Source organism: Rhizobium sp. 1399 (assembly GCF_031455475.1).
In the GTDB taxonomy this organism is placed as follows: Bacteria; Pseudomonadota; Alphaproteobacteria; order Rhizobiales; family Rhizobiaceae; genus Rhizobium.
Map to the genome: position 1 here is coordinate 366,400 of NZ_JAVDSU010000004.1, position 21,787 is coordinate 388,186.

The 21,787-nt window shown below is 59.1% G+C and carries 22 protein-coding genes; 21 read left to right on the forward strand and 1 reads right to left on the reverse strand.

The features are described from left to right. Positions 1–49: 49 nt before the first annotated feature. The 3 genes from rplL to rpoC all read left to right on the forward strand — a co-directional run bounded on the left by rplL (position 50) and on the right by rpoC (position 9,234). Complete coding sequence (gene rplL / locus J2X71_RS16140; protein WP_007817117.1) at positions 50–430, forward strand: 50S ribosomal protein L7/L12; 381 nt, start codon at positions 50–52, stop codon at positions 428–430. Between the two features lie 259 nt (positions 431–689). Then, on the forward strand, positions 690–4,832 hold the full coding sequence (gene rpoB / locus J2X71_RS16145; protein WP_310382994.1) for a DNA-directed RNA polymerase subunit beta: 4,143 nt from the start codon (positions 690–692) through the stop codon (positions 4,830–4,832). Positions 4,833–5,022: 190 nt separating this feature from the next. Beyond that, complete coding sequence (rpoC, locus tag J2X71_RS16150; RefSeq protein ID WP_113325480.1) at positions 5,023–9,234, forward strand: DNA-directed RNA polymerase subunit beta'; 4,212 nt, start codon at positions 5,023–5,025, stop codon at positions 9,232–9,234. Positions 9,235–9,772: 538 nt separating this feature from the next. Here rpoC and J2X71_RS16155 read toward each other — a convergent pair. After that, entirely contained in the window at positions 9,773–10,066 is a 294-nt protein-coding gene (locus J2X71_RS16155) for a hypothetical protein (RefSeq protein WP_007817126.1), read from the reverse strand. A 496-nt stretch (positions 10,067–10,562) separates the two neighbouring features. On the opposite strand from J2X71_RS16155, the gene rpsL reads away from it, so the two are divergent. The 18 genes from rpsL (at position 10,563) to rplE (ending at position 21,782) form a co-directional block, all read left to right on the forward strand. Next, on the forward strand, positions 10,563–10,934 hold the full coding sequence (gene rpsL / locus J2X71_RS16160) for a 30S ribosomal protein S12 (protein ID WP_003547537.1): 372 nt from the start codon (positions 10,563–10,565) through the stop codon (positions 10,932–10,934). A 106-nt stretch (positions 10,935–11,040) separates the two neighbouring features. Next, positions 11,041–11,511 (forward strand): 30S ribosomal protein S7, encoded by a 471-nt coding sequence (gene rpsG / locus J2X71_RS16165; RefSeq protein WP_007817128.1) that lies wholly within the window; start codon positions 11,041–11,043, stop codon positions 11,509–11,511. A 29-nt stretch (positions 11,512–11,540) separates the two neighbouring features. Then, a complete protein-coding gene (gene fusA / locus J2X71_RS16170; RefSeq protein ID WP_113325479.1) occupies positions 11,541–13,640 on the forward strand; it encodes an elongation factor G in 2,100 nt (699 codons plus the stop codon). A gap of 66 nt (positions 13,641–13,706) precedes the next feature. Next, on the forward strand, positions 13,707–14,882 hold the full coding sequence (gene tuf, locus J2X71_RS16175; protein ID WP_113323818.1) for an elongation factor Tu: 1,176 nt from the start codon (positions 13,707–13,709) through the stop codon (positions 14,880–14,882). 307 nt (positions 14,883–15,189) lie between these two features. Further along, positions 15,190–15,498, forward strand: a complete 309-nt coding sequence (gene rpsJ, locus J2X71_RS16180; protein ID WP_003547547.1) for a 30S ribosomal protein S10 — start codon at positions 15,190–15,192, stop codon at positions 15,496–15,498. 33 nt (positions 15,499–15,531) lie between these two features. After that, the gene (gene rplC, locus J2X71_RS16185) at positions 15,532–16,173 is read left to right on the forward strand and encodes a 50S ribosomal protein L3 (protein WP_007812859.1); all 642 of its coding nucleotides are present in this window, start codon (positions 15,532–15,534) and stop codon (positions 16,171–16,173) included. Between the two features lie 13 nt (positions 16,174–16,186). Further along, positions 16,187–16,807: a 50S ribosomal protein L4 gene (gene rplD / locus J2X71_RS16190; RefSeq protein WP_007812861.1), complete on the forward strand. Its 621-nt coding sequence runs from the start codon at positions 16,187–16,189 to the stop codon at positions 16,805–16,807. Further along, entirely contained in the window at positions 16,804–17,097 is a 294-nt protein-coding gene (locus tag J2X71_RS16195; protein ID WP_007812862.1) for a 50S ribosomal protein L23, read from the forward strand. Before rplD ends, J2X71_RS16195 begins: the two co-directional genes overlap by 4 nt. Positions 17,098–17,107: 10 nt before the next feature. Further along, complete coding sequence (gene rplB / locus J2X71_RS16200) at positions 17,108–17,944, forward strand: 50S ribosomal protein L2 (RefSeq protein WP_310382995.1); 837 nt, start codon at positions 17,108–17,110, stop codon at positions 17,942–17,944. A 15-nt stretch (positions 17,945–17,959) separates the two neighbouring features. Beyond that, the gene (gene rpsS / locus J2X71_RS16205; protein WP_007531666.1) at positions 17,960–18,238 is read left to right on the forward strand and encodes a 30S ribosomal protein S19; all 279 of its coding nucleotides are present in this window, start codon (positions 17,960–17,962) and stop codon (positions 18,236–18,238) included. A 2-nt stretch (positions 18,239–18,240) separates the two neighbouring features. Continuing rightward, entirely contained in the window at positions 18,241–18,630 is a 390-nt protein-coding gene (gene rplV, locus J2X71_RS16210; RefSeq protein WP_007812866.1) for a 50S ribosomal protein L22, read from the forward strand. After that, a complete protein-coding gene (gene rpsC / locus J2X71_RS16215) occupies positions 18,630–19,364 on the forward strand; it encodes a 30S ribosomal protein S3 (protein WP_007812868.1) in 735 nt (244 codons plus the stop codon). Before rplV ends, rpsC begins: the two co-directional genes overlap by 1 nt. Before the next feature lie 38 nt (positions 19,365–19,402). Then, a complete protein-coding gene (rplP, locus tag J2X71_RS16220; protein WP_003573792.1) occupies positions 19,403–19,816 on the forward strand; it encodes a 50S ribosomal protein L16 in 414 nt (137 codons plus the stop codon). 12 nt (positions 19,817–19,828) lie between these two features. After that, positions 19,829–20,029 carry a 50S ribosomal protein L29 gene (gene rpmC, locus J2X71_RS16225; protein ID WP_007812871.1) on the forward strand — a complete coding sequence of 67 codons (201 nt, stop codon included), beginning with the start codon at positions 19,829–19,831 and terminating at the stop codon, positions 20,027–20,029. A gap of 12 nt (positions 20,030–20,041) precedes the next feature. Further along, positions 20,042–20,281 (forward strand): 30S ribosomal protein S17, encoded by a 240-nt coding sequence (rpsQ, locus tag J2X71_RS16230; RefSeq protein WP_007812872.1) that lies wholly within the window; start codon positions 20,042–20,044, stop codon positions 20,279–20,281. Between the two features lie 261 nt (positions 20,282–20,542). Then, complete coding sequence (gene rplN, locus J2X71_RS16235; RefSeq protein ID WP_003573790.1) at positions 20,543–20,911, forward strand: 50S ribosomal protein L14; 369 nt, start codon at positions 20,543–20,545, stop codon at positions 20,909–20,911. A gap of 12 nt (positions 20,912–20,923) precedes the next feature. Then, on the forward strand, positions 20,924–21,232 hold the full coding sequence (gene rplX, locus J2X71_RS16240) for a 50S ribosomal protein L24 (RefSeq protein ID WP_037106636.1): 309 nt from the start codon (positions 20,924–20,926) through the stop codon (positions 21,230–21,232). Beyond that, positions 21,225–21,782 (forward strand): 50S ribosomal protein L5, encoded by a 558-nt coding sequence (rplE, locus tag J2X71_RS16245; RefSeq protein ID WP_007812878.1) that lies wholly within the window; start codon positions 21,225–21,227, stop codon positions 21,780–21,782. The genes rplX and rplE overlap by 8 nt, the downstream gene beginning before the upstream one ends. The last annotated feature ends 5 nt before the right edge of the window (positions 21,783–21,787 follow it).

A 21,787-nucleotide genomic window follows, 5' to 3' on the forward strand; every position in this document is an offset into this window, starting at 1 on the left:
TCGCTGTTTATAATCAACCGGTTCGAACCGAACAAAAGGAACTAGTAAAATGGCTGATCTCGCAAAGATCGTTGACGACCTCTCCTCGCTGACCGTCCTGGAAGCCGCTGAGCTGTCGAAGCTTCTCGAAGAAAAGTGGGGCGTTTCCGCTGCTGCTCCGGTAGCTGTTGCTGCCGCTGCTGGCGGTGCAGGTGCTGCTGCTGTCGTTGAAGAAGAAAAGACCGAGTTCGACGTCATCCTCACGGATGCCGGCGCCAACAAGATCAACGTCATCAAGGAAGTCCGCGCCATCACCGGCCTGGGCCTCAAGGAAGCCAAGGACCTTGTCGAAGCCGCTCCGAAGGCTGTCAAGGAAGGCGTTAACAAGGCTGAAGCCGCTGACATCAAGAAGAAGCTTGAAGACGCTGGCGCAAAGGCCGACGTCAAGTAATCTTGAACGTCTTTTGGGAGACGGTATTTACCGTCTCCCATTTGCCGTTTTTTTGAACGAATTACCCAAAAGCCGCGTGAAAACGGCTTTTGGGTAATGGGTTCTTCAAGAGCATGGTCTCGAACCGAGGCGCCAAGGCAATCCGGCCTGGCTGTTTCGGGAGGTGGGACGAGGTTGAACTATCCATTGGTTGACGGGATCGACTGGCCATCGGTTCCCGTCCGTTGCAGGCCCGGATGCAATTTTTGAAGGAGCGACGATGGCTCAGACCCTTACGTTCAATGGTCGCAGGCGCGTACGCAAGTTTTTTGGTAAAATCCCCGAAGTCGCAGAAATGCCGAACCTCATCGAGGTTCAGAAGGCATCCTACGACCAGTTTCTGATGGTTGAAGAGCCCAAGGGCGGTCGTCCCGACGAAGGCCTTCAGGCCGTCTTCAAGTCCGTTTTCCCGATCACCGACTTCTCCGGCGCCTCCATGCTGGAGTTCGTGTCCTATGAATTCGAACCGCCGAAGTTCGACGTCGACGAATGCCGCCAGCGCGACCTGACCTACGCCGCGCCGCTGAAGGTTACTCTCCGTCTCATCGTGTTCGATATCGACGAGGATACCGGCGCGAAGTCGATCAAGGACATCAAGGAACAGTCCGTCTACATGGGCGACATGCCGCTCATGACGAATAACGGTACGTTCATCGTCAACGGCACCGAGCGCGTGATCGTGTCCCAGATGCACCGTTCGCCGGGCGTCTTCTTCGACCACGACAAGGGCAAGAGCCATTCTTCCGGCAAGCTGCTCTTTGCTGCGCGCGTGATCCCGTATCGCGGCTCCTGGCTCGATATCGAATTCGACGCCAAGGACATCGTCTATGCCCGTATCGACCGCCGCCGCAAGATTCCGGTGACGTCGCTGCTGATGGCCCTCGGCATGGACGGCGAGGAAATCCTCGACACCTTCTACACGAAGTCGCTCTACAAGCGCGACGGTGAAGGCTGGCGCATTCCCTTCAAGCCGGAAACGCTGAAGGGTGCAAAGGCGATCACCGAGATGGTCGACGCCGATACCGGCGAAGTCGTTGTTGAAGCCGGCAAGAAGCTCACGCCACGCCTGCTTCGCACGCTCTCCGACAAGGGCCTGAAGGCACTCAAGGCGACGGATGACGATCTGTACGGCAACTACCTCGCCGAAGACATCGTCAACTACTCGACGGGTGAGATCTATCTCGAAGCCGGCGACGAAATCGACGAGAAGACGCTCGGCATCATCCTCGCCAACCATTTCGACGAGATCCCGGTTCTCGGCATCGATCACATCAATGTCGGCGCCTATATCCGCAACACGCTGACCGCAGACAAGAACGAGAACCGTCAGGACGCTCTGTTCGACATTTACCGCGTCATGCGTCCGGGTGAACCGCCGACGATGGATTCGGCCGAAGCCATGTTCAACTCGCTGTTCTTCGATGCGGAGCGTTACGACCTCTCCGCCGTCGGCCGCGTGAAGATGAACATGCGTCTTGACCTCAGCGTCGAAGACACCGTCCGCATCCTGCGCAAGGACGACATCCTGGCCGTGGTCAGGATGCTTGTCGAACTACGCGACGGCAAGGGCGAGATCGACGACATCGACAACCTGGGCAACCGCCGCGTCCGCTCGGTCGGCGAACTGATGGAGAACCAGTACCGTCTCGGCCTGCTTCGCATGGAGCGCGCGATCAAGGAACGCATGTCCTCGATCGAAATCGATACGGTCATGCCGCAGGATCTGATCAACGCCAAGCCGGCTGCTGCAGCCGTCCGCGAATTCTTCGGTTCCTCGCAGCTCTCGCAGTTCATGGACCAGGTGAACCCGCTCTCGGAAATCACCCACAAGCGCCGTCTCTCGGCTCTTGGCCCGGGTGGTCTGACCCGCGAGCGCGCCGGCTTCGAAGTCCGCGACGTTCATCCGACGCACTACGGCCGTATTTGCCCGATCGAAACGCCGGAAGGCCCGAACATCGGTCTGATCAACTCGCTGGCGACCTTTGCGCGCGTCAACAAGTACGGTTTCATCGAAAGCCCGTACCGTCGTATCGTCGATGGCAAGGTCACGACTGACGTACTATACCTTTCCGCCATGGAAGAGGCGAAGTACTATGTTGCCCAGGCCAACGCCGAACTGACGTCGGACGGTTCCTTCGTCGATGAATTCGTCGTCTGCCGTCACGCCGGCGAAGTTATGCTCGCGCCGCGCGACAGCATGAACCTGATGGACGTTTCGCCGAAGCAGGTCGTTTCGGTCGCAGCCGCCCTCATCCCGTTCCTGGAAAACGACGACGCCAACCGCGCTCTTATGGGCTCGAACATGCAGCGTCAGGCCGTTCCGCTTCTGCGCGCTGAAGCGCCGTTCGTCGGTACCGGCATGGAGCCGGTCGTCGCCCGCGACTCTGGCGCCGCCATCGGTGCACGCCGCGGCGGTGTGGTCGACCAGGTCGATGCGACGCGTATCGTTATCCGCGCCACGGAAGACCTCGAAGCCGGCAAGTCCGGCGTCGATATCTACCGCCTGCAGAAGTTCCAGCGTTCGAACCAGAACACCTGCGTCAACCAGCGTCCGCTGGTCACCGTCGGTGACGAGGTCAACCGCGGCGACATCCTCGCCGACGGCCCGTCGACCGATCTCGGCGACCTGGCTCTCGGCCGCAACGCGCTCGTCGCGTTCATGCCCTGGAACGGCTACAACTACGAAGACTCGATCCTGCTCTCCGAGCGCATCGTTGCCGACGACGTGTTCACCTCCATCCACATCGAAGAATTCGAAGTGATGGCGCGCGACACCAAGCTTGGTCCTGAGGAAATCACCCGCGACATTCCGAACGTTTCGGAAGAAGCGCTGAAGAACCTCGACGAAGCCGGCATCGTCTATATCGGCGCCGAAGTTCAGCCGGGCGATATCCTGGTCGGCAAGATCACGCCGAAGGGCGAAAGCCCGATGACGCCGGAAGAAAAGCTCCTGCGCGCCATCTTCGGTGAAAAGGCATCCGACGTCCGCGATACGTCCATGCGCATGCCGCCCGGCACCTACGGCACGATCGTCGAAGTGCGCGTCTTCAACCGCCACGGCGTTGAAAAGGACGAGCGCGCGATGGCTATCGAGCGCGAAGAGATCGAGCGTCTGGCAAAGGACCGCGACGACGAGCAGGCGATCCTCGACCGTAACGTCTACGGCCGTCTGATCGACATGCTGCGCGGCCAGTCCTCCATTGCAGGCCCGAAGGGCTTCAAGAAGGGCACCGAGCTGTCGAATGCCGTCGTTTCCGAATATCCCCGCTCGCAGTGGTGGATGTTCGCCGTCGAAGACGAAAAGGTCCAGAGCGAGCTCGAAGCACTCCGCGGCCAGTACGATGAATCCAAGTCGCGCCTTGAACAGCGCTTCATGGACAAGGTCGAAAAGGTCCAGCGCGGCGACGAAATGCCTCCGGGCGTCATGAAGATGGTCAAGGTCTTCGTCGCTGTTAAGCGCAAGATCCAGCCGGGCGACAAGATGGCCGGTCGTCACGGCAACAAGGGTGTCGTGTCGCGCATCGTGCCGGTCGAAGACATGCCGTTCCTGGAAGACGGTACGCATGTGGACGTCGTTCTGAACCCGCTCGGCGTGCCCTCGCGCATGAACGTCGGCCAGATCCTTGAGACGCACCTTGGCTGGGCTTGCGCCGGCATGGGTCGTCAGATCGGCGATATGCTGGAGGCCTACAAGGCCAACGGCAACATCGAACCGCTGCGCAAGACGATCGGCGACGTTGTCGGTGACGGTCCGAAGGCCGAACAGGTCAAGGATTTCGACGATGACTCGGTCCTGCGTCTGGCCGATCAGTGGAAGCGTGGCGTCTCCATCGCGACCCCGGTCTTCGACGGTGCGAACGAAGAGAACGTCAATGAGATGCTGCGCCTTGCAGGTCTCAAGGACACAGGTCAGTCGACGCTGTACGACGGTCGTACCGGCGAGCAGTTCGACCGCCAGGTCACGGTTGGCTACATCTACATGCTGAAGCTCAACCACCTGGTCGACGACAAGATCCACGCTCGTTCGATCGGCCCGTACTCGCTCGTTACCCAGCAGCCGCTGGGCGGCAAGGCGCAGTTCGGCGGCCAGCGCTTCGGCGAAATGGAGGTCTGGGCGCTCGAAGCTTACGGCGCAGCCTACACGCTGCAGGAAATGCTGACGGTGAAGTCGGACGACGTTGCCGGCCGCACCAAGGTCTACGAAGCGATCGTCCGTGGCGACGACACGTTCGAGGCCGGCATTCCGGAAAGCTTCAACGTTCTCGTCAAGGAAATGCGCTCGCTGGGTCTCTCGGTCGAGCTCGAAAATTCCAAGGTCGAGGACCTGCAGGCTGCAGGCCAGCTGCCGGACGCAGCCGAGTAACCACTTGATAGGGTGTGCGCTCTTCAAAAGAGCGCACACAGTTCCCGCCGAGGCCCCGTAACGTGTTGGCCGGGCAGGGACGCTTTCGCCGCATTCTGCGGTTATTGTCGTTTAAGCGCTGGCGCGGCTCCCGGGAATTTGCCGCCAACCTCGCAAGCTAAGGGCGCTTTCGCCCATGAAGGAGACAGGCATGAACCAAGAGGTCATGAATCTTTTCAATCCGCAGGTGCCTGCACAGAACTTCGATTCCATCCGGATTTCGATCGCCTCTCCGGAGAAGATTCTTTCCTGGTCCTACGGCGAGATCAAGAAGCCGGAAACCATCAACTACCGCACGTTCAAGCCGGAACGCGACGGTCTCTTCTGCGCGCGCATCTTCGGACCGATCAAGGACTACGAGTGCCTGTGCGGCAAGTACAAGCGCATGAAGTACAAGGGCATCATCTGCGAAAAGTGCGGCGTGGAAGTCACGCTGTCGCGCGTTCGCCGTGAGCGCATGGGCCATATCGAGCTCGCCGCTCCCGTTGCCCATATCTGGTTCCTGAAGTCGCTGCCGAGCCGCATCTCCACGCTGCTCGACATGACGCTCAAGGATGTCGAGCGCGTCCTCTATTTCGAAAACTACATTGTGACCGAGCCGGGTCTCACCGCGCTCAAGGAGCACCAGCTCCTGTCCGAAGAAGAGTACATGCTTGCCGTCGACGAATATGGTGAAGACCAGTTCACGGCCATGATCGGTGCCGAAGCCATCTATGAGATGCTGGCGTCGATGAACCTTGAAAAGATCGCTGGCGACCTGCGCTCCGAGCTTGCCGATACCACTTCGGACCTCAAGCAGAAGAAGCTGATGAAGCGCCTGAAGATCGTCGAGAACTTCATGGAATCCGGCAACCGTCCGGAATGGATGATCATGAAGGTCGTTCCGGTAATCCCGCCGGACCTGCGCCCGCTGGTTCCTCTGGACGGTGGTCGTTTCGCGACGTCTGACCTGAACGATCTGTACCGCCGCGTCATCAACCGTAACAACCGTCTGAAGCGCCTGATCGAACTGCGCGCTCCGGGCATCATCATCCGTAACGAAAAGCGCATGCTGCAGGAATCTGTCGATGCGCTCTTCGATAACGGCCGTCGCGGCCGCGTCATCACCGGCGCCAACAAGCGTCCGCTGAAGTCGCTGTCCGACATGCTCAAGGGCAAGCAGGGCCGCTTCCGTCAGAACCTGCTCGGCAAGCGCGTCGACTATTCCGGCCGTTCGGTCATCGTGACCGGTCCGGAACTGAAGCTGCATCAGTGCGGTCTTCCGAAGAAGATGGCGCTCGAGCTCTTCAAGCCGTTCATCTACGCCCGCCTCGACGCGAAGGGTTATTCTTCGACCGTCAAGCAGGCCAAGAAGCTCGTCGAAAAGGAAAAGCCGGAAGTCTGGGATATCCTCGACGAGGTCATCCGCGAGCATCCGGTTCTGCTGAACCGCGCACCGACGCTGCACCGCCTGGGCATCCAGGCCTTCGAACCCACCCTGGTCGAAGGCAAGGCCATCCAGTTGCACCCGCTCGTCTGCACGGCCTTCAACGCCGACTTCGACGGTGACCAGATGGCTGTTCACGTGCCGCTGTCGCTCGAAGCCCAGCTCGAAGCTCGCGTTCTGATGATGTCGACGAACAACATCCTGCACCCGGCAAACGGTGCACCGATCATCGTTCCGTCGCAGGACATGGTTCTCGGCCTGTACTACCTGTCGATCATGAACCAGAACGAGCCGGGCGAAGGCATGGCCTTCTCCGATCTCGGCGAGCTGCACCACGCCCTCGAAACCAAGGTCGTGACGCTGCACACCAAGATTCGCGGCCGCTTCAAGTCGATCGGCGAGGACGGCAAGCCCTACTCGAAGATCTATGAAACGACGCCGGGCCGCCTGCTCATCGGTGAACTCCTGCCGAAGAACGGCAAGGTGACCTTCGATATCTGCAACCAGGAAATGACCAAGAAGAACATCTCCAGGATGATCGACGCGGTCTACCGTCATTGCGGCCAGAAGGACACGGTCATCTTCTGTGACCGCATCATGCAGCTCGGCTTCAGCCATGCCTGCCGCGCCGGCATTTCGTTCGGCAAGGACGACATGGTCATCCCGGACACCAAGGCCAAGATCGTCAACGACACCGAAAACCTGGTGAAGGAATACGAACAGCAGTACAACGACGGTCTCATCACCCAGGGCGAAAAGTACAACAAGGTTGTCGACGCCTGGGGTAAGGCTACCGAAAAGGTCGCCGAAGAGATGATGGCCCGCATTAAGGCTGTCGAGTTCGATCCGGCGACTGGTCGTCAGAAGCCGATGAACTCGATCTACATGATGTCCCACTCGGGCGCTCGTGGTTCTCCGAACCAGATGCGTCAGCTGGGCGGCATGCGCGGCCTCATGGCCAAGCCGTCGGGTGAAATCATCGAGACGCCGATCATCTCGAACTTCAAGGAAGGCCTGACCGTCAACGAGTACTTCAACTCGACGCACGGTGCCCGTAAGGGTCTGGCAGACACCGCCTTGAAGACCGCAAACTCCGGTTACCTGACCCGCCGTCTTGTCGACGTCGCGCAGGATTGCATCGTCACGCACGTCGATTGCGGTACCGAAACCGGCCTCACCATGACCGCCATCGTCGATGCCGGTCAGGTCGTTGCCTCGATCGGTGTCCGTATCCTCGGCCGTACGGCCCTCGACAACATCGACCATCCGGTTACCGGCGAGCGTATCGTCGATGCCGGCAAGATGATCCTCGAGCCCGACGTCGTCGAGATCGAGAAGGCTGGTATCCAGTCGATCCGTATTCGTTCGGCGCTGACCTGCGAAATCCAGACGGGCGTCTGCTCGGTTTGCTACGGCCGCGACCTCGCGCGCGGTACGCCTGTTAACATGGGCGAAGCCGTCGGCGTTATCGCCGCCCAGTCGATCGGCGAGCCGGGCACGCAGCTCACCATGCGTACGTTCCACCTTGGTGGCACGGCAACCGTGGTCGACCAGTCGTTCCTGGAAGCCTCGTATGAAGGTACGGTGCAGATCAAGAACCGCAACATCCTGCGCAACTCCGATGGCAATCTCGTTGCCATGGGCCGTAACATGACCGTCCAGATCCTGGACGAGCGTGGCGTGGAGCGTTCCTCGCAGCGTGTTGCCTACGGTTCGAAGCTGCATGTCGATGAAGGTGACAAGGTCAAGCGCGGTCAGCGTCTGGCGGAGTGGGATCCCTACACCCGTCCGATGATGACGGAAGTAGCCGGTACGGTTCAGTTCGAAGATGTCGTCGACGGCCTCTCCGTTCTCGAAGCGACCGACGAATCCACGGGTATCACCAAGCGTCAGGTTATCGACTGGCGTTCGACCCCGCGCGGTTCGGACTTGAAGCCTGCCATCGTCATCAAGGACGCAAGCGGCAATGTCGCGAAGCTCTCCCGTGGCGGCGAAGCCCGCTTCCTGCTTTCGGTCGACGCGATCCTGTCGGTCGAGCCGGGCACGAAGGTCTCCCAGGGTGACGTTCTTGCCCGCTCGCCGCTGGAAAGCGCCAAGACCAAGGACATCACCGGTGGTCTGCCGCGCGTCGCAGAATTGTTCGAAGCCCGTCGTCCGAAGGACCACGCCATCATCGCAGAGATCGATGGTACGATCCGCCTCGGCCGCGATTACAAGAACAAGCGCCGCGTCATCATCGAGCCGGCGGAAGACGGTGTCGAGCCGGTCGAATACCTGATCCCGAAGGGCAAGCCCTTCCACCTTCAGGAAGGCGACTATATAGAAAAGGGTGACTACATCCTCGACGGTAACCCGGCTCCGCACGACATCCTGGCGATCAAGGGCGTGGAGGCTCTGGCTTCCTACCTCGTCAACGAAATCCAGGAAGTCTATCGTCTGCAGGGCGTGGTCATCAACGACAAGCACATCGAAGTGATTGTCCGTCAGATGCTGCAGAAGGTGGAAATCACCGATGCAGGCGACTCGACCTATATCGTCGGCGACAATGTCGACCGTATCGAGCTGGAAGACGTCAACGACCACCTCATCGAGGAAGGCAAGAGGCCTGCCAGCGGTGATCCGGTTCTGCTCGGCATCACCAAGGCATCGCTGCAGACGCCGTCCTTCATCTCGGCCGCTTCCTTCCAGGAAACGACCAAGGTGCTGACGGAAGCTGCGATCGCCGGCAAGACCGACGGTCTGCAGGGTCTGAAGGAAAACGTCATCGTCGGCCGCCTGATCCCGGCGGGTACCGGTGGCACCATGACCCAGATCCGCCGCATTGCGACGGCTCGCGACGACCTGATACTGGAAGAGCGCCGCAAGGGCTCCGGGGCAGGGGCCGCAACGCCGATGCTGCAGGACCTGGCGAACGAAAGCGCTCCTGCTGCCGAGTAATCGCCAGTTCGAGACATCCAGAATCCAAAATCGCCCGGAGAAATCCGGGCGGTTTTTCTTTGTCCGGAAGGTCGTTGGGAGATCGTTGTCGCGCTGTTGTCCCGATGGCGGCAGAACGCAGGACCCAAAGCAAACGGCGATGCTTCCATTCATCCTGCGTTGCTCAGCCGAGTTACTGACGATCGCAATGCGTGCAGATACTCGGACCGTCGGGAGTTTCGGTCTCGCAAATACCGTGTCGGGAAGGTTGATGCCGGCAAACGAAGCCGCCGGCCACCTCGAACGGAGGTCGATATCGAAGGGTCGGCAGAAGATGCCTGAACGCAGACGAACTGCCACCGCGGTGTGCAGTTTGATGTGTGCAAGAGGCGGGTGTCGAACTTGCTGAGGCCACTGGCGACGCTATCGCGGGAACCGCCGCTCGCTCGCTACCTCGTTAATATCGGCAAAATGAAGAGGGTGAGGGAGGAGGACTCAGCCTGCACCGACGCGCAGGCTCTATTCTTTATATATAGGCTTAGCTGAAGCATATATGGGCTTAGCTGAAGCGGATGATCGAGACTTCACCGTCCAGGGCACCCTGATAGGCAGAGGCATGCGGTTCATCGGAGGGAACTTCGGTCAACATGCCGATCTGGTCGAGATCGGCTTCGATGAAGCCTTCCTCGGCAAGGGCGTTTAATGCTTCGCGCACGGCGCTATCGTCATCGGCGGCCTTCAGCATGACGTGCAGGTCAACGCCCTCGCTCGTGTCGGATTCATAGCCCTTGCCGATGATGATGAAGATCATCGGTCCGTCGAAATTGTTGTCGTTGTCCGGTGTCCCGATCATCTTCTTGTCCTTCGGCTCTCTGAGAATCGCAATATGCAGATCCCATATAAGGGCTTCATGTCTGCAAATACCGATTCCTATCTGTTTTTGCTGCAATGCCCAAGTTTATCTTGCCGGGTATCTTTAACCGGCTTAAAGAGCCTGTAAACAGCCTGTTCACAGGGGTTTTCATGCCGTCGGCGCGGAGATTATTTCTTAACCGGCCTTGACGAACAGGGTGGAAACCAGTAGTACGCCCGCCATCAGATCCAATGTGAGGTTTGGCTGTTTGGGACGACGCGTCCTGAAGATCGCCTCAAACAAGGTTCTATACGCACGTTGAAGTCATGATGCTGCACGCATGACGCATCTTTTTTGCGTCCTCTGCTCTATGTGGTCCATCTGCGGAAGCGGATCGGGCCATATTTTGCGCATTGAGGGAAATATGTGTGGCAATGCCGGAAACGGCGAAGTTCGAGCCCGCAAGGGTACTGAGACAAACGTAAGGGATGGTTGAATGCCTACCGTAAACCAGCTGATCCGCAAGCCTCGCCAGGCGAACGTAAAGCGTAATAAGGTTCCCGCTCTCCAGGAGAACCCGCAGAAGCGCGGCGTTTGCACCCGCGTCTACACTACGACGCCGAAGAAGCCGAACTCGGCTCTGCGTAAGGTCGCAAAGATCCGCCTCACCAACGGCTTCGAAGTCATTGGTTACATCCCCGGTGAAGGCCACAACCTTCAGGAACACTCTGTCGTCATGATCCGTGGCGGCCGCGTAAAGGACCTTCCGGGCGTCCGTTACCACATCATCCGCGGCGTTCTCGATACTCAGGGTGTCAAGAACCGCAAGCAGCGCCGTTCCAAGTACGGTGCGAAGCGTCCGAAGTAATTTCGCCCCGGGCGATATCGCCCGGAAAGGCTTGAAAGTGAAATCCCGGCGCTGCGCGAAGTCCTCCGCGTGGTAGAGCGCCTTAACGGTTAAAGAGACGAGAAGTATGTCCAGACGCCATAAAGCAGAAAAGCGCGAGATCAATCCGGACCCGAAGTTCGGTGACCTCGTTGTCACGAAGTTCATGAACGCCATCATGCTCGACGGCAAGAAGTCCGTCGCTGAAAGCATCGTATACGGCGCGTTTGACTCCGTGCAGGGCAAGTCGAAGCAGGAGCCGCTCACGGTTTTCCATTCCGCGCTCGACAATATCGCTCCGCACGTTGAAGTCCGTTCGCGCCGCGTCGGTGGTGCGACCTATCAGGTTCCGGTCGATGTTCGTCCGGAGCGCCGTCAGGCTCTTGCCATTCGCTGGCTGATCGCTGCCGCTCGCAAGCGCAACGAAACCACCATGATCGATCGTCTTTCGGGCGAACTTCTCGACGCATCCAACAACCGCGGTTCTGCAGTCAAGAAGCGCGAAGACACGCACAAGATGGCTGATGCCAACCGCGCGTTCTCGCATTATCGCTGGTAATCCCGAACGATATCGAAAGGCAGTCCATTATGGCTCGCGAATATAAGATCGAAGACTACCGCAATTTCGGTATCATGGCGCATATCGACGCCGGCAAGACCACGACCACCGAGCGTATCCTTTATTACACCGGCAAGTCGCACAAGATCGGCGAAGTCCACGATGGCGCAGCCACGATGGACTGGATGGAGCAGGAGCAGGAGCGTGGCATCACGATCACCTCCGCTGCCACCACGACCTACTGGAAGGGCCGTGACGGCAAAATGCGCCGCTTCAACATCATCGACACCCCCGGCCACGTCGACTTCACCATTGAAGTCGAGCGTTCGCTTCGCGTTCTCGACGGCGCCATCGCGCTGCTCGATGCCAACGCCGGTGTCGAGCCGCAGACGGAAACCGTCTGGCGTCAGGCTGAGAAGTACAACGTTCCGCGCATGATCTTCTGCAACAAGATGGACAAGACCGGCGCGGACTTCTACCGCTCGGTCGAGATGATCAAGACCCGTCTGGGTGCGATCGCTGTCGTCATGCAGCTGCCGATCGGCGCTGAAAGTGACTTCAAGGGCGTTATCGACCTCGTCGAGATGAACGCTCTCATCTGGCGCGACGAATCCCTCGGCGCTCAGTGGGATGTCGTTGAAATTCCGGACGACATGAAAGCCAAGGCTGAAGAATATCGCGAAAAGCTGATCGAGACCGTTGTCGAGATCGACGAAGCCGCGATGGAAGCCTACCTAGAAGGCAACATGCCCGACAACGACAAGATCCGCGAACTCGTTCGTCGCGGCACGATCGACGTCAAGTTCCACCCCATGTTCTGCGGCACCGCCTTCAAGAACAAGGGCGTCCAGCCGCTGCTCGACGCCGTTGTCGATTACCTGCCGTCGCCGCTTGATATTCCGGCGATCAAGGGCATCGACTTCAAGACCGAAGCCGAAATCGAGCGTCATGCAGATGATGCCGAGCCGCTGTCCATGCTCGCATTCAAGATCATGAACGACCCCTTCGTCGGTTCGCTCACCTTCGCACGCATCTACTCCGGCAAGCTGGAAAAGGGCTCGTCGGTCATGAACACGGTCAAGGACAAGCGCGAGCGCGTCGGCCGCATGTTGCAGATGCACTCCAACTCGCGCGAAGACATCGAAGAAGCCTTTGCAGGCGACATCGTTGCTCTCGCAGGTCTCAAGGAAACCACCACGGGTGACACGCTCTGCGACCCGTTGAAGCCGGTTATCCTTGAGCGCATGGAGTTCCCGGAGCCGGTCATCCAGATCGCTATCGAGCCGAAGTCCAAGGGCGACCAGGAAAAGATGGGCCTCGCGCTCAACCGCCTGGCAGCAGAAGATCCGTCCTTCCGCGTGAAGACGGATCAGGAATCCGGTCAGACGATCATTGCCGGCATGGGCGAACTGCATCTCGACATCATCGTCGACCGCATGCGTCGTGAGTTCAAGGTTGAAGCAAACGTCGGCGCGCCGCAGGTTGCTTACCGCGAAACCATCACGCGCCAGCACGAAGAAGACTACACGCACAAGAAGCAGTCCGGTGGTACCGGCCAGTTCGCGCGCGTCAAGATCGTCTTCGAACCGAACCCGGATGGTGAAGACTTCAAGTTCGAATCCAAGATCGTCGGCGGTGCTGTTCCGAAGGAATACATCCCGGGCGTTCAGAAGGGTATCGAAAGCGTTCTGTCTTCCGGCCCGCTGGCAGGCTTCCCGATGCTGGGCGTCAAGGCGACGCTCATCGACGGCGCCTTCCATGACGTCGACTCCTCTGTCCTGGCGTTCGAAATCGCTTCCCGCGCTTGCTTCCGTGAAGCGGCAAAGAAGGCCGGCGCTCAGCTCCTCGAGCCGATGATGAAGGTCGAAGTCGTTACCCCGGAAGATTACGTCGGCGACGTTATCGGCGACCTCAACTCCCGCCGTGGTCAGATCCAGGGTCAGGAAAGCCGCGGTGTGGCCGTTGTCATCAACGCCAACGTCCCGCTGGCTAACATGTTCAAGTACGTCGATAACCTGCGCTCCATGTCGCAGGGTCGTGCTCAGTACACGATGACCTTCGATCATTACTCGCCGGTCCCGTCGAACGTCGCAACCGAAATCCAGGCAAAGTATTCCGGTCAGAAGTGACCGGAATACCAATTGACCGATAACAAGAATTAGCGTCCCTCGGGGCCAAAGAATGGAGAGCCGAAAATGGCAAAGAGTAAGTTTGAGCGCAACAAGCCGCACGTCAACATTGGCACGATCGGCCACGTTGACCACGGCAAGACGTCTCTGACGGCAGCGATCACGAAGTATTTCGGTGAATTCAAGGCGTATGACCAGATCGACGCTGCCCCGGAAGAAAAGGCACGCGGCATCACCATTTCGACGGCTCACGTCGAATACGAGACGCCGGCCCGCCACTACGCGCACGTCGACTGCCCCGGCCACGCTGACTATGTCAAGAACATGATCACCGGTGCTGCGCAGATGGACGGCGCGATCCTGGTCTGCTCTGCCGCTGACGGCCCGATGCCGCAGACGCGCGAGCACATCCTGCTCGCCCGCCAGGTTGGCGTTCCGGCAATCGTCGTGTTTCTCAACAAGGTCGACCAGGTTGACGACGCCGAGCTTCTCGAGCTCGTCGAGCTGGAAGTTCGCGAACTTCTGTCGTCCTACGACTTCCCGGGCGACGACATCCCGGTGGTCAAGGGTTCGGCTCTTGCTGCTCTTGAAGATTCTGACAAGAAGATCGGTGAAGACGCGATCCGCGAGCTGATGGCTGCAGTTGACGCCTACATCCCGACGCCTGAGCGTCCGATCGACCAGCCGTTCCTGATGCCGATCGAAGACGTGTTCTCGATCTCTGGCCGTGGTACGGTTGTGACCGGCCGCGTCGAGCGTGGTATCGTCAAGGTTGGCGAAGAAGTCGAAATCGTCGGCATTCGCCCGACCTCGAAGACGACGGTTACCGGCGTTGAAATGTTCCGCAAGCTGCTCGACCAGGGCCAGGCTGGCGACAACATCGGCGCTCTGGTTCGCGGTGTGAACCGTGACGGCGTCGAGCGTGGCCAGATCCTGTGCAAGCCGGGCTCTGTCAAGCCGCACAAGAAGTTCAAGGCTGAAGCCTACATCCTGACGAAGGAAGAAGGCGGCCGTCATACGCCGTTCTTCACGAACTACCGTCCGCAGTTCTACTTCCGCACGACGGACGTGACCGGCATCGTCACGCTTCCGGAAGGCACGGAAATGGTTATGCCTGGCGACAACGTCACCGTTGACGTCGAGCTGATCGTTCCGATCGCGATGGAAGAAAAGCTTCGCTTCGCTATCCGCGAAGGCGGCCGCACCGTCGGTGCAGGCATCGTTGCTTCGATCATCGAGTAATTCATTCGGTTGCTCCGGTGGGGCAGCCGATTCGATGACATTATTATGATGCAGGCGGCGCAAGCCGCTTGCTTATTACACAGAAATGTTGCAAATGGCGCGCGAGCGCGATTTGCGTAACGCTTTGGATGACGAAGCGGCGACTAAACAAACAATAAGGTGGGTCAAAAGGCCCTGAAGAGTGGATAGGGGTGCCGTAACAGGCGTCTCTCTCGATCTTTGAAACCGGTGGTCCGCCTTAGGAAGAAAGAACAACCCGTGTCTTGCCTAAAGACATGTGGAAAAACAAACACAAGGATAACGTCGAATGAACGGCCAAAATATCCGCATTCGCCTGAAGGCGTTCGATCACCGGATTCTCGATGCTTCCACGCGCGAGATCGTGTCGACGGCGAAGCGCACCGGTGCTAGCGTCCGGGGCCCCGTTCCGCTTCCGACCCGCATCGAGAAGTTTACGGTCAACCGGTCCCCGCACATCGACAAGAAGAGTCGCGAACAGTTCGAGATGCGCACGCATAAGCGCCTGCTCGACATCGTAGATCCGACCCCGCAGACGGTAGACGCGCTGATGAAGCTCGATCTCGCCGCAGGTGTCGATGTTGAGATCAAGCTCTGAGCTTGCTCGAGCTGAGTTGGAAGGATTGAACCGATGCGTTCAGGTGTAATTGCACAGAAGGTGGGAATGACCCGCGTCTACAACGACGCCGGCGAGCATGTCCCGGTAACGGTACTGCGTTTGGAAGGCTGCCAGGTCGTAGCCCAGCGCACCGTAGAAAAGAATGGCTATACCGCGCTTCAGCTCGGTGCTGGCCAGGCTAAGGTCAAGAACACGTCCAAGGCCATGCGCGGCAACTTTGCCGTCGCTAACGTTGAGCCCAAGGCCAAGCTTCAGGAATTCCGCGTTTCGGAAGACCATCTGCTTGATGTTGGTACCGAGCTCAAGGCTGGTCACTTTGCCGCTGGCCAGCTCGTCGATGTCACCGGCACGACGATTGGTAAGGGCTTTGCCGGCGCTATGAAGCGCCACGGTTTCGGCGGTCTCCGCGCCACGCACGGTGTGTCCGTTTCGCACCGCTCGCATGGTTCGACGGGTTCGCGCCAGGATCCGGGCAAGGTTTTCAAGAACAAGAAGATGGCTGGTCACATGGGCCAGACGCGCGTGACGACGCAGAACCTTGAAGTGGTTTCGACCGATGAAGATCGCGGTCTGATCCTGATTAAGGGTGCAGTACCCGGTTCCAAGGGTGCCTGGATCATCGTGCGCGACGCCGTCAAGTCGGCAGCGAAGTAAGGGAGCCAGACCAATGGAATTGAACGTCAAGACCCTCGAGGGAAAAGACGCTGGGAAGGTTTCCCTTTCGGAAGCGATTTTCGGCCTTGAGCCCCGCGAAGATATTCTCGCCCGCGTTATCCGCTGGCAGCTTGCCAAGAAGCAGCAGGGCACGCACCAGGCAAAGGGCCGCGCAGACGTCTGGCGCACTGGCGCCAAGATGTACAAGCAGAAGGGTACGGGCCGCGCTCGTCACCATTCGGCTCGTGCTCCGCAGTTCCGCGGCGGTGGTAAGGCTCACGGCCCGGTTGCTCGCAGCCACGAACACGACCTTCCCAAGAAGGTTCGTGCACTTGGCCTGCGTCATGCGCTGTCTGCCAAGATCAAGGCAGACGAACTGATCATCATCGATGATCTGGTCGCCAACGAAGCAAAGACGAAGGCTCTGGCCGGCGTATTCGCAACGCTGGGCCTCACCAATGCCCTCTTCATCGGCGGCGCCGAGCTCGACGGTAACTTCAAGCTCGCTGCACAGAACATCCCGAACATCGATGTTCTGCCGATCCAGGGCATCAACGTTTACGACATCGTCCGCCGCGGCAAGCTCGTGCTTTCCAAGGCTGCCGTTGAAGCGCTAGAGGAGCGATTCAAGTGACCGATCTCCGCCACTACGATGTGATCGTTTCTCCTGCGATCACCGAAAAGTCCACGCTGGTATCGGAAAACAACCAGGTTGTTTTCAATGTCGCCAAGAAGGCGACTAAGCCGGAAATCAAGGCTGCAGTCGAGGCGCTCTTCGGCGTCAAGGTTACCGCCGTCAACACTCTGCTGCGCAAGGGCAAGACCCGGCGTTTCCGCGGTTTTGTCGGCAAGCAGCAGGACGTGAAGAAGGCTGTCGTGACGTTGGCCGAAGGCCAGACGATCGACGTCTCCACCGGTCTCTGAGGATAAAAAAATGGCATTGAAAACATTCAATCCGACGACCCCGAGCCAGCGCCAGCTGGTCATCGTCGACCGTTCGGGCCTCTATAAGGGCAAGCCGGTCAAGTCGCTGACGGAAGGTCTGACCAAGAGCGGCGGTCGTAACAACCTCGGCCGCATCACGGCCCGCTTCATCGGCGGCGGTCACAAGCGTACGTATCGCATCATCGACTTCAAGCGTCGCAAGTTCGACGTCGAAGGCACCGTTGAGCGTATCGAATACGACCCGAACCGCACGGCTTACATCGCGCTCGTCCGCTACTCCGACGGCGAACAGGCCTACATCCTCGCTCCGCAGCGTCTCGCTGCCGGCGACAAGGTCATCGCTTCCGACAAGGCTGTCGACGTCAAGCCCGGCAACACGATGCCGCTGCAGTACATCCCGGTCGGCTCCATCATCCACAACGTGGAAATGAAGCCGGGCAAGGGCGGTCAGATTGCCCGCTCTGCCGGTTCCTACGCGCAGCTCGTCGGCCGTGACCAGGGCATGGCTATCCTTCGCCTGAACTCGGGCGAACAGCGCCTCGTGCATGGCACCTGCCTTGCTGCGATCGGTGCGGTGTCGAACCCTGACCATGCCAACATCAACGACGGCAAGGCCGGTCGTACTGTTTGGCGCGGCAAGCGTCCGCATAACCGCGGCGTCGTCATGAACCCGGTCGACCATCCGCACGGCGGTGGTGAAGGCCGCACCTCTGGTGGTCGTCACCCGGTTTCTCCGTGGGGCAAGCCGACCAAGGGCAAGCGCACCCGGTCGAACAAGTCGACCGACAAGATGATCATGCGCTCGCGTCATCAGCGTAAGAAGTAAGAGAGGAAGTCCTCAATGGCTCGTTCAGTATGGAAAGGTCCGTTTGTTGACGGCTATCTTCTCAAGAAGGCTGAGAAGGTTCGTGAAGGCGGACGTGCAGAAGTAATCAAGATCTGGAGCCGTCGCTCCACGATCCTGCCGCAGTTCGTTGGTCTCACCTTCGGCGTCTACAACGGCAGCAAGCATGTTCCGGTCAGTGTCAATGAAGACATGGTCGGTCACAAATTCGGTGAATTCTCTCCGACCCGTACCTATTACGGTCACGGCGCGGACAAGAAGGCAAAGAGGAAGTAACGATGGGTAAGGCTAAAGCCGAACGCCGGCTGAAGGACAACGAGGCGCAAGCAGTCGCCCGTACGCTCCGCGTCAGCCCACAGAAGCTCAACCTGGTTGCTGCGGCCATCCGCGGCAAGAAGGTCGAGCGTGCACTCGCTGAGCTGGAATTCTCCCGCAAGCGCATCGCAGGCGCCGTCAAGAAGACGCTCGAATCTGCGATCGCCAACGCCGAGAACAACCATGACCTCGACGTCGACGCTCTCGTCGTCGCCGAGGCCTATGTCGGCAAGTCGATTGTCATGAAGCGCTTCCACGCTCGTGGCCGTGGCCGCGCATCGCGCATCGAACGTCCGTTCGCTCACCTGACGATCGTCGTTCGTGAAGTGCAGGCACAAGAGGAGGCCGCATAATGGGTCAGAAAATCAATCCGATTGGTTTCCGTCTTGGCATCAACCGTACCTGGGATAGCCGCTGGTTTGCGGACAATGCCGAATACGGTCAGCTCCTGCACGAAGACCTGAAGATGCGTAAGTTCGTCATGAGCGAACTGAAGCAGGCCGGTATCTCCAAGGTGGTCATCGAGCGTCCGCACAAGAAGTGCCGCGTCACGATCCACTCGGCCCGTCCGGGCCTGATCATCGGCCGCAAGGGCGCCGACATCGACAAGCTCCGCAAGAAGCTGTCGGAAATGACGAACTCCGAAACGCACCTCAACATCGTTGAAGTGCGCAAGCCGGAAATCGACGCAACGCTCGTTGCTCAGTCGATCGCCCAGCAGCTCGAGCGCCGCGTGGCTTTCCGCCGCGCCATGAAGCGCGCCGTTCAGTCCGCGATGCGTCTTGGCGCCGAAGGCATCAAGATCACCTGCGCAGGCCGTCTCGGCGGTGCAGAAATCGCTCGTACGGAATGGTACCGCGAAGGCCGCGTTCCGCTGCACACCCTGCGCGCTGACATCGACTACGGTACGGCTGAAGCCGAAACCGCATTCGGTATCTGCGGCATCAAGGTCTGGATCTTCAAGGGCGAAATCCTTGAGCACGATCCGATGGCTTCCGAACGCCGCGCGCTGGAAGGCGACGCACAGGGCCCGGCAAGCCGCGAACGCGACCGTGGCGATCGTCGCCGCGAACGCGACAACGCGTAATTAGCGCTGGCGAAAGATAAGCTCGGAGAAGTAAGAAAATGTTGCAGCCAAAGCGTACTAAGTACCGCAAGCAGTTCAAGGGCCGCATCAAGGGCGTTGCCAAGGGCGGTTCCGACCTTGCCTTCGGCGAATTCGGCCTGAAGGCTCAGGAGCCGAACCGCGTTAACGCTCGTGAGATCGAAGCGGCCCGCCGCGCGATCACGCGTTACATGAAGCGCGCCGGCCGTGTTTGGATTCGCGTGTTCCCGGACGTTCCGGTAACCGCAAAGCCTACCGAAGTCCGTATGGGTAAGGGTAAGGGTTCCGTGGAATACTGGGCATGCAAGGTCAAGCCTGGTCGTATGATGTTCGAGATCGACGGTGTCTCCGAGGAAATCGCGCGTGAAGCGCTTCGCCTCGGCTCGGCCAAGCTCTCGGTCAAGACGCGCTTTGTACAGCGCATCGCAGAGTAAGGAGAAGGCACGATGAAAGCCGAAGAAGTACGCGGCCTCACGGCCGACCAGCTCAAGGACAAGCTTGCCGACCTGAAGAAGGAGCAGTTCAACCTGCGCTTCCAGAAGGCGACCGGCCAGCTCGAAAAGTCCTCGCGCATCGATGAAGTTCGCAAGGACATCGCCCGCGTGAAAACCATTGCTCGCCAGAAGGCGGCGGAAGCAAAGGCGTAAAGGAAGAAAAACATGCCGAAGCGCATTCTGCAGGGCGTCGTCGTTGGCGACAAGAACGAGAAGACTGTCGTAGTTCGCGTTGAGCGCCGTTTCGCTCACCCGCTGCTCCAGAAGACCGTTCGTCGTTCCAAGAAGTACAAGGCCCACGACGAAAACAATCAGTACAAGATCGGCGATATCGTCTCCATCGAGGAGTGCGCACCGATCTCCAAGGACAAGCGCTGGACGGTTATTGCTGCCCAGGCTAAGTAAGAATTTTGCGCGAGGCCTTGCGTCTCGCGGAAATTTCTATATGAAGCAGCGTCGGAACGCTCGAATGCCGGGCGTTCTTTTGCTTTAAGCGCACGGAAGGTCCCATCTGGGAAACCACCCTGGCAATGATCTATCCCGCGCTATTCAAGCTATTGCCGTGTTTTCGCTGTCCTTGTGACGAGCGGCCGGCAGACATTTTTCATAAGCCGGAAGAGGGGGCTTTGCCCAACCATTCCGGTAAGAACAAGAAGGCGACCTGATATGATTCAGATGCAAACAAACCTCGACGTCGCGGATAATTCCGGCGCACGTCGTGTCATGTGCATCAAGGTGCTGGGCGGCTCGAAGCGCAAGTATGCCTCGATCGGCGACGTCATCGTCGTTTCGATCAAGGAAGCTATTCCGCGCGGCCGTGTGAAGAAGGGTGACGTGATGAAGGCGGTGGTCGTTCGCACCGCCAAGGACATCCGTCGTCCGGATGGCTCTGTCATCCGCTTCGACACCAACGCAGCAGTCCTCATCGACAACAAAAAAGAGCCGATCGGCACCCGTATCTTCGGACCGGTTCCGCGCGAATTGCGTGCGAAGAACCACATGAAGATCATCTCGCTGGCTCCCGAAGTACTGTAAGGAGCGGGAACGATGCAGAAGATTCGTAAGGGCGACAAGGTCGTCATGCTCGCAGGCAAGGACAAGGGCCGCACTGGCGAAGTCATCCAGGTCCTGCCGAAGGAAGATCGCGCCGTGGTTCGCGGCGTTAACGTCGTAAAGCGCCACCAGCGTCAGACGCAGACCCAGGAAGCTGGGATCATTTCCAAGGAAGCTTCGGTCCATCTGTCCAACGTCGCCATCGTCGACAAGGACGGCAAGCCGACCCGCGTCGGCTTCAAGGTTGTTGATGGCAAGAAGGTCCGCGTGGCTAAGCGTTCGGGAGAAGTGATCGATGGCTGAGGCAAAGTACGAGCCGCGGCTCAAGAAGGAATATGTCGAGCGGATCCGTAAGGCGATGCAGGAGAAGTTCTCCTACGCCAACGAGATGATGATCCCGAAGCTCGACAAGATCGTTATCAACATGGGTGTGGGCGAAGCCACGGCTGATTCTAAGAAGCCGACCGTTGCTGCTGCCGACCTGGCTGCCATCGCTGGCCAGAAGCCGGTCATCACCCGCGCACGTAACTCTATCGCTGGCTTCAAGGTCCGCGAAAACATGCCGATCGGCGCAAAGGTCACCCTGCGCGGCGCCCGCATGTACGAGTTCCTGGATCGCCTGGTCAACATCGCGCTTCCGCGCGTTCGCGACTTCCGCGGCCTGAACCCGAAGAGCTTTGACGGCCGTGGCAACTTCGCCATGGGCATCAAGGAGCACATTGTGTTCCCAGAAATCAACTACGACAAGGTTGATCAGATGTGGGGCATGGACATCATCGTTTGCACGACGGCAACGACCGACGACGAAGCTCGGGCGCTCCTCACGGAGTTCAGCTTCCCGTTCCGTCAGTAACCGTA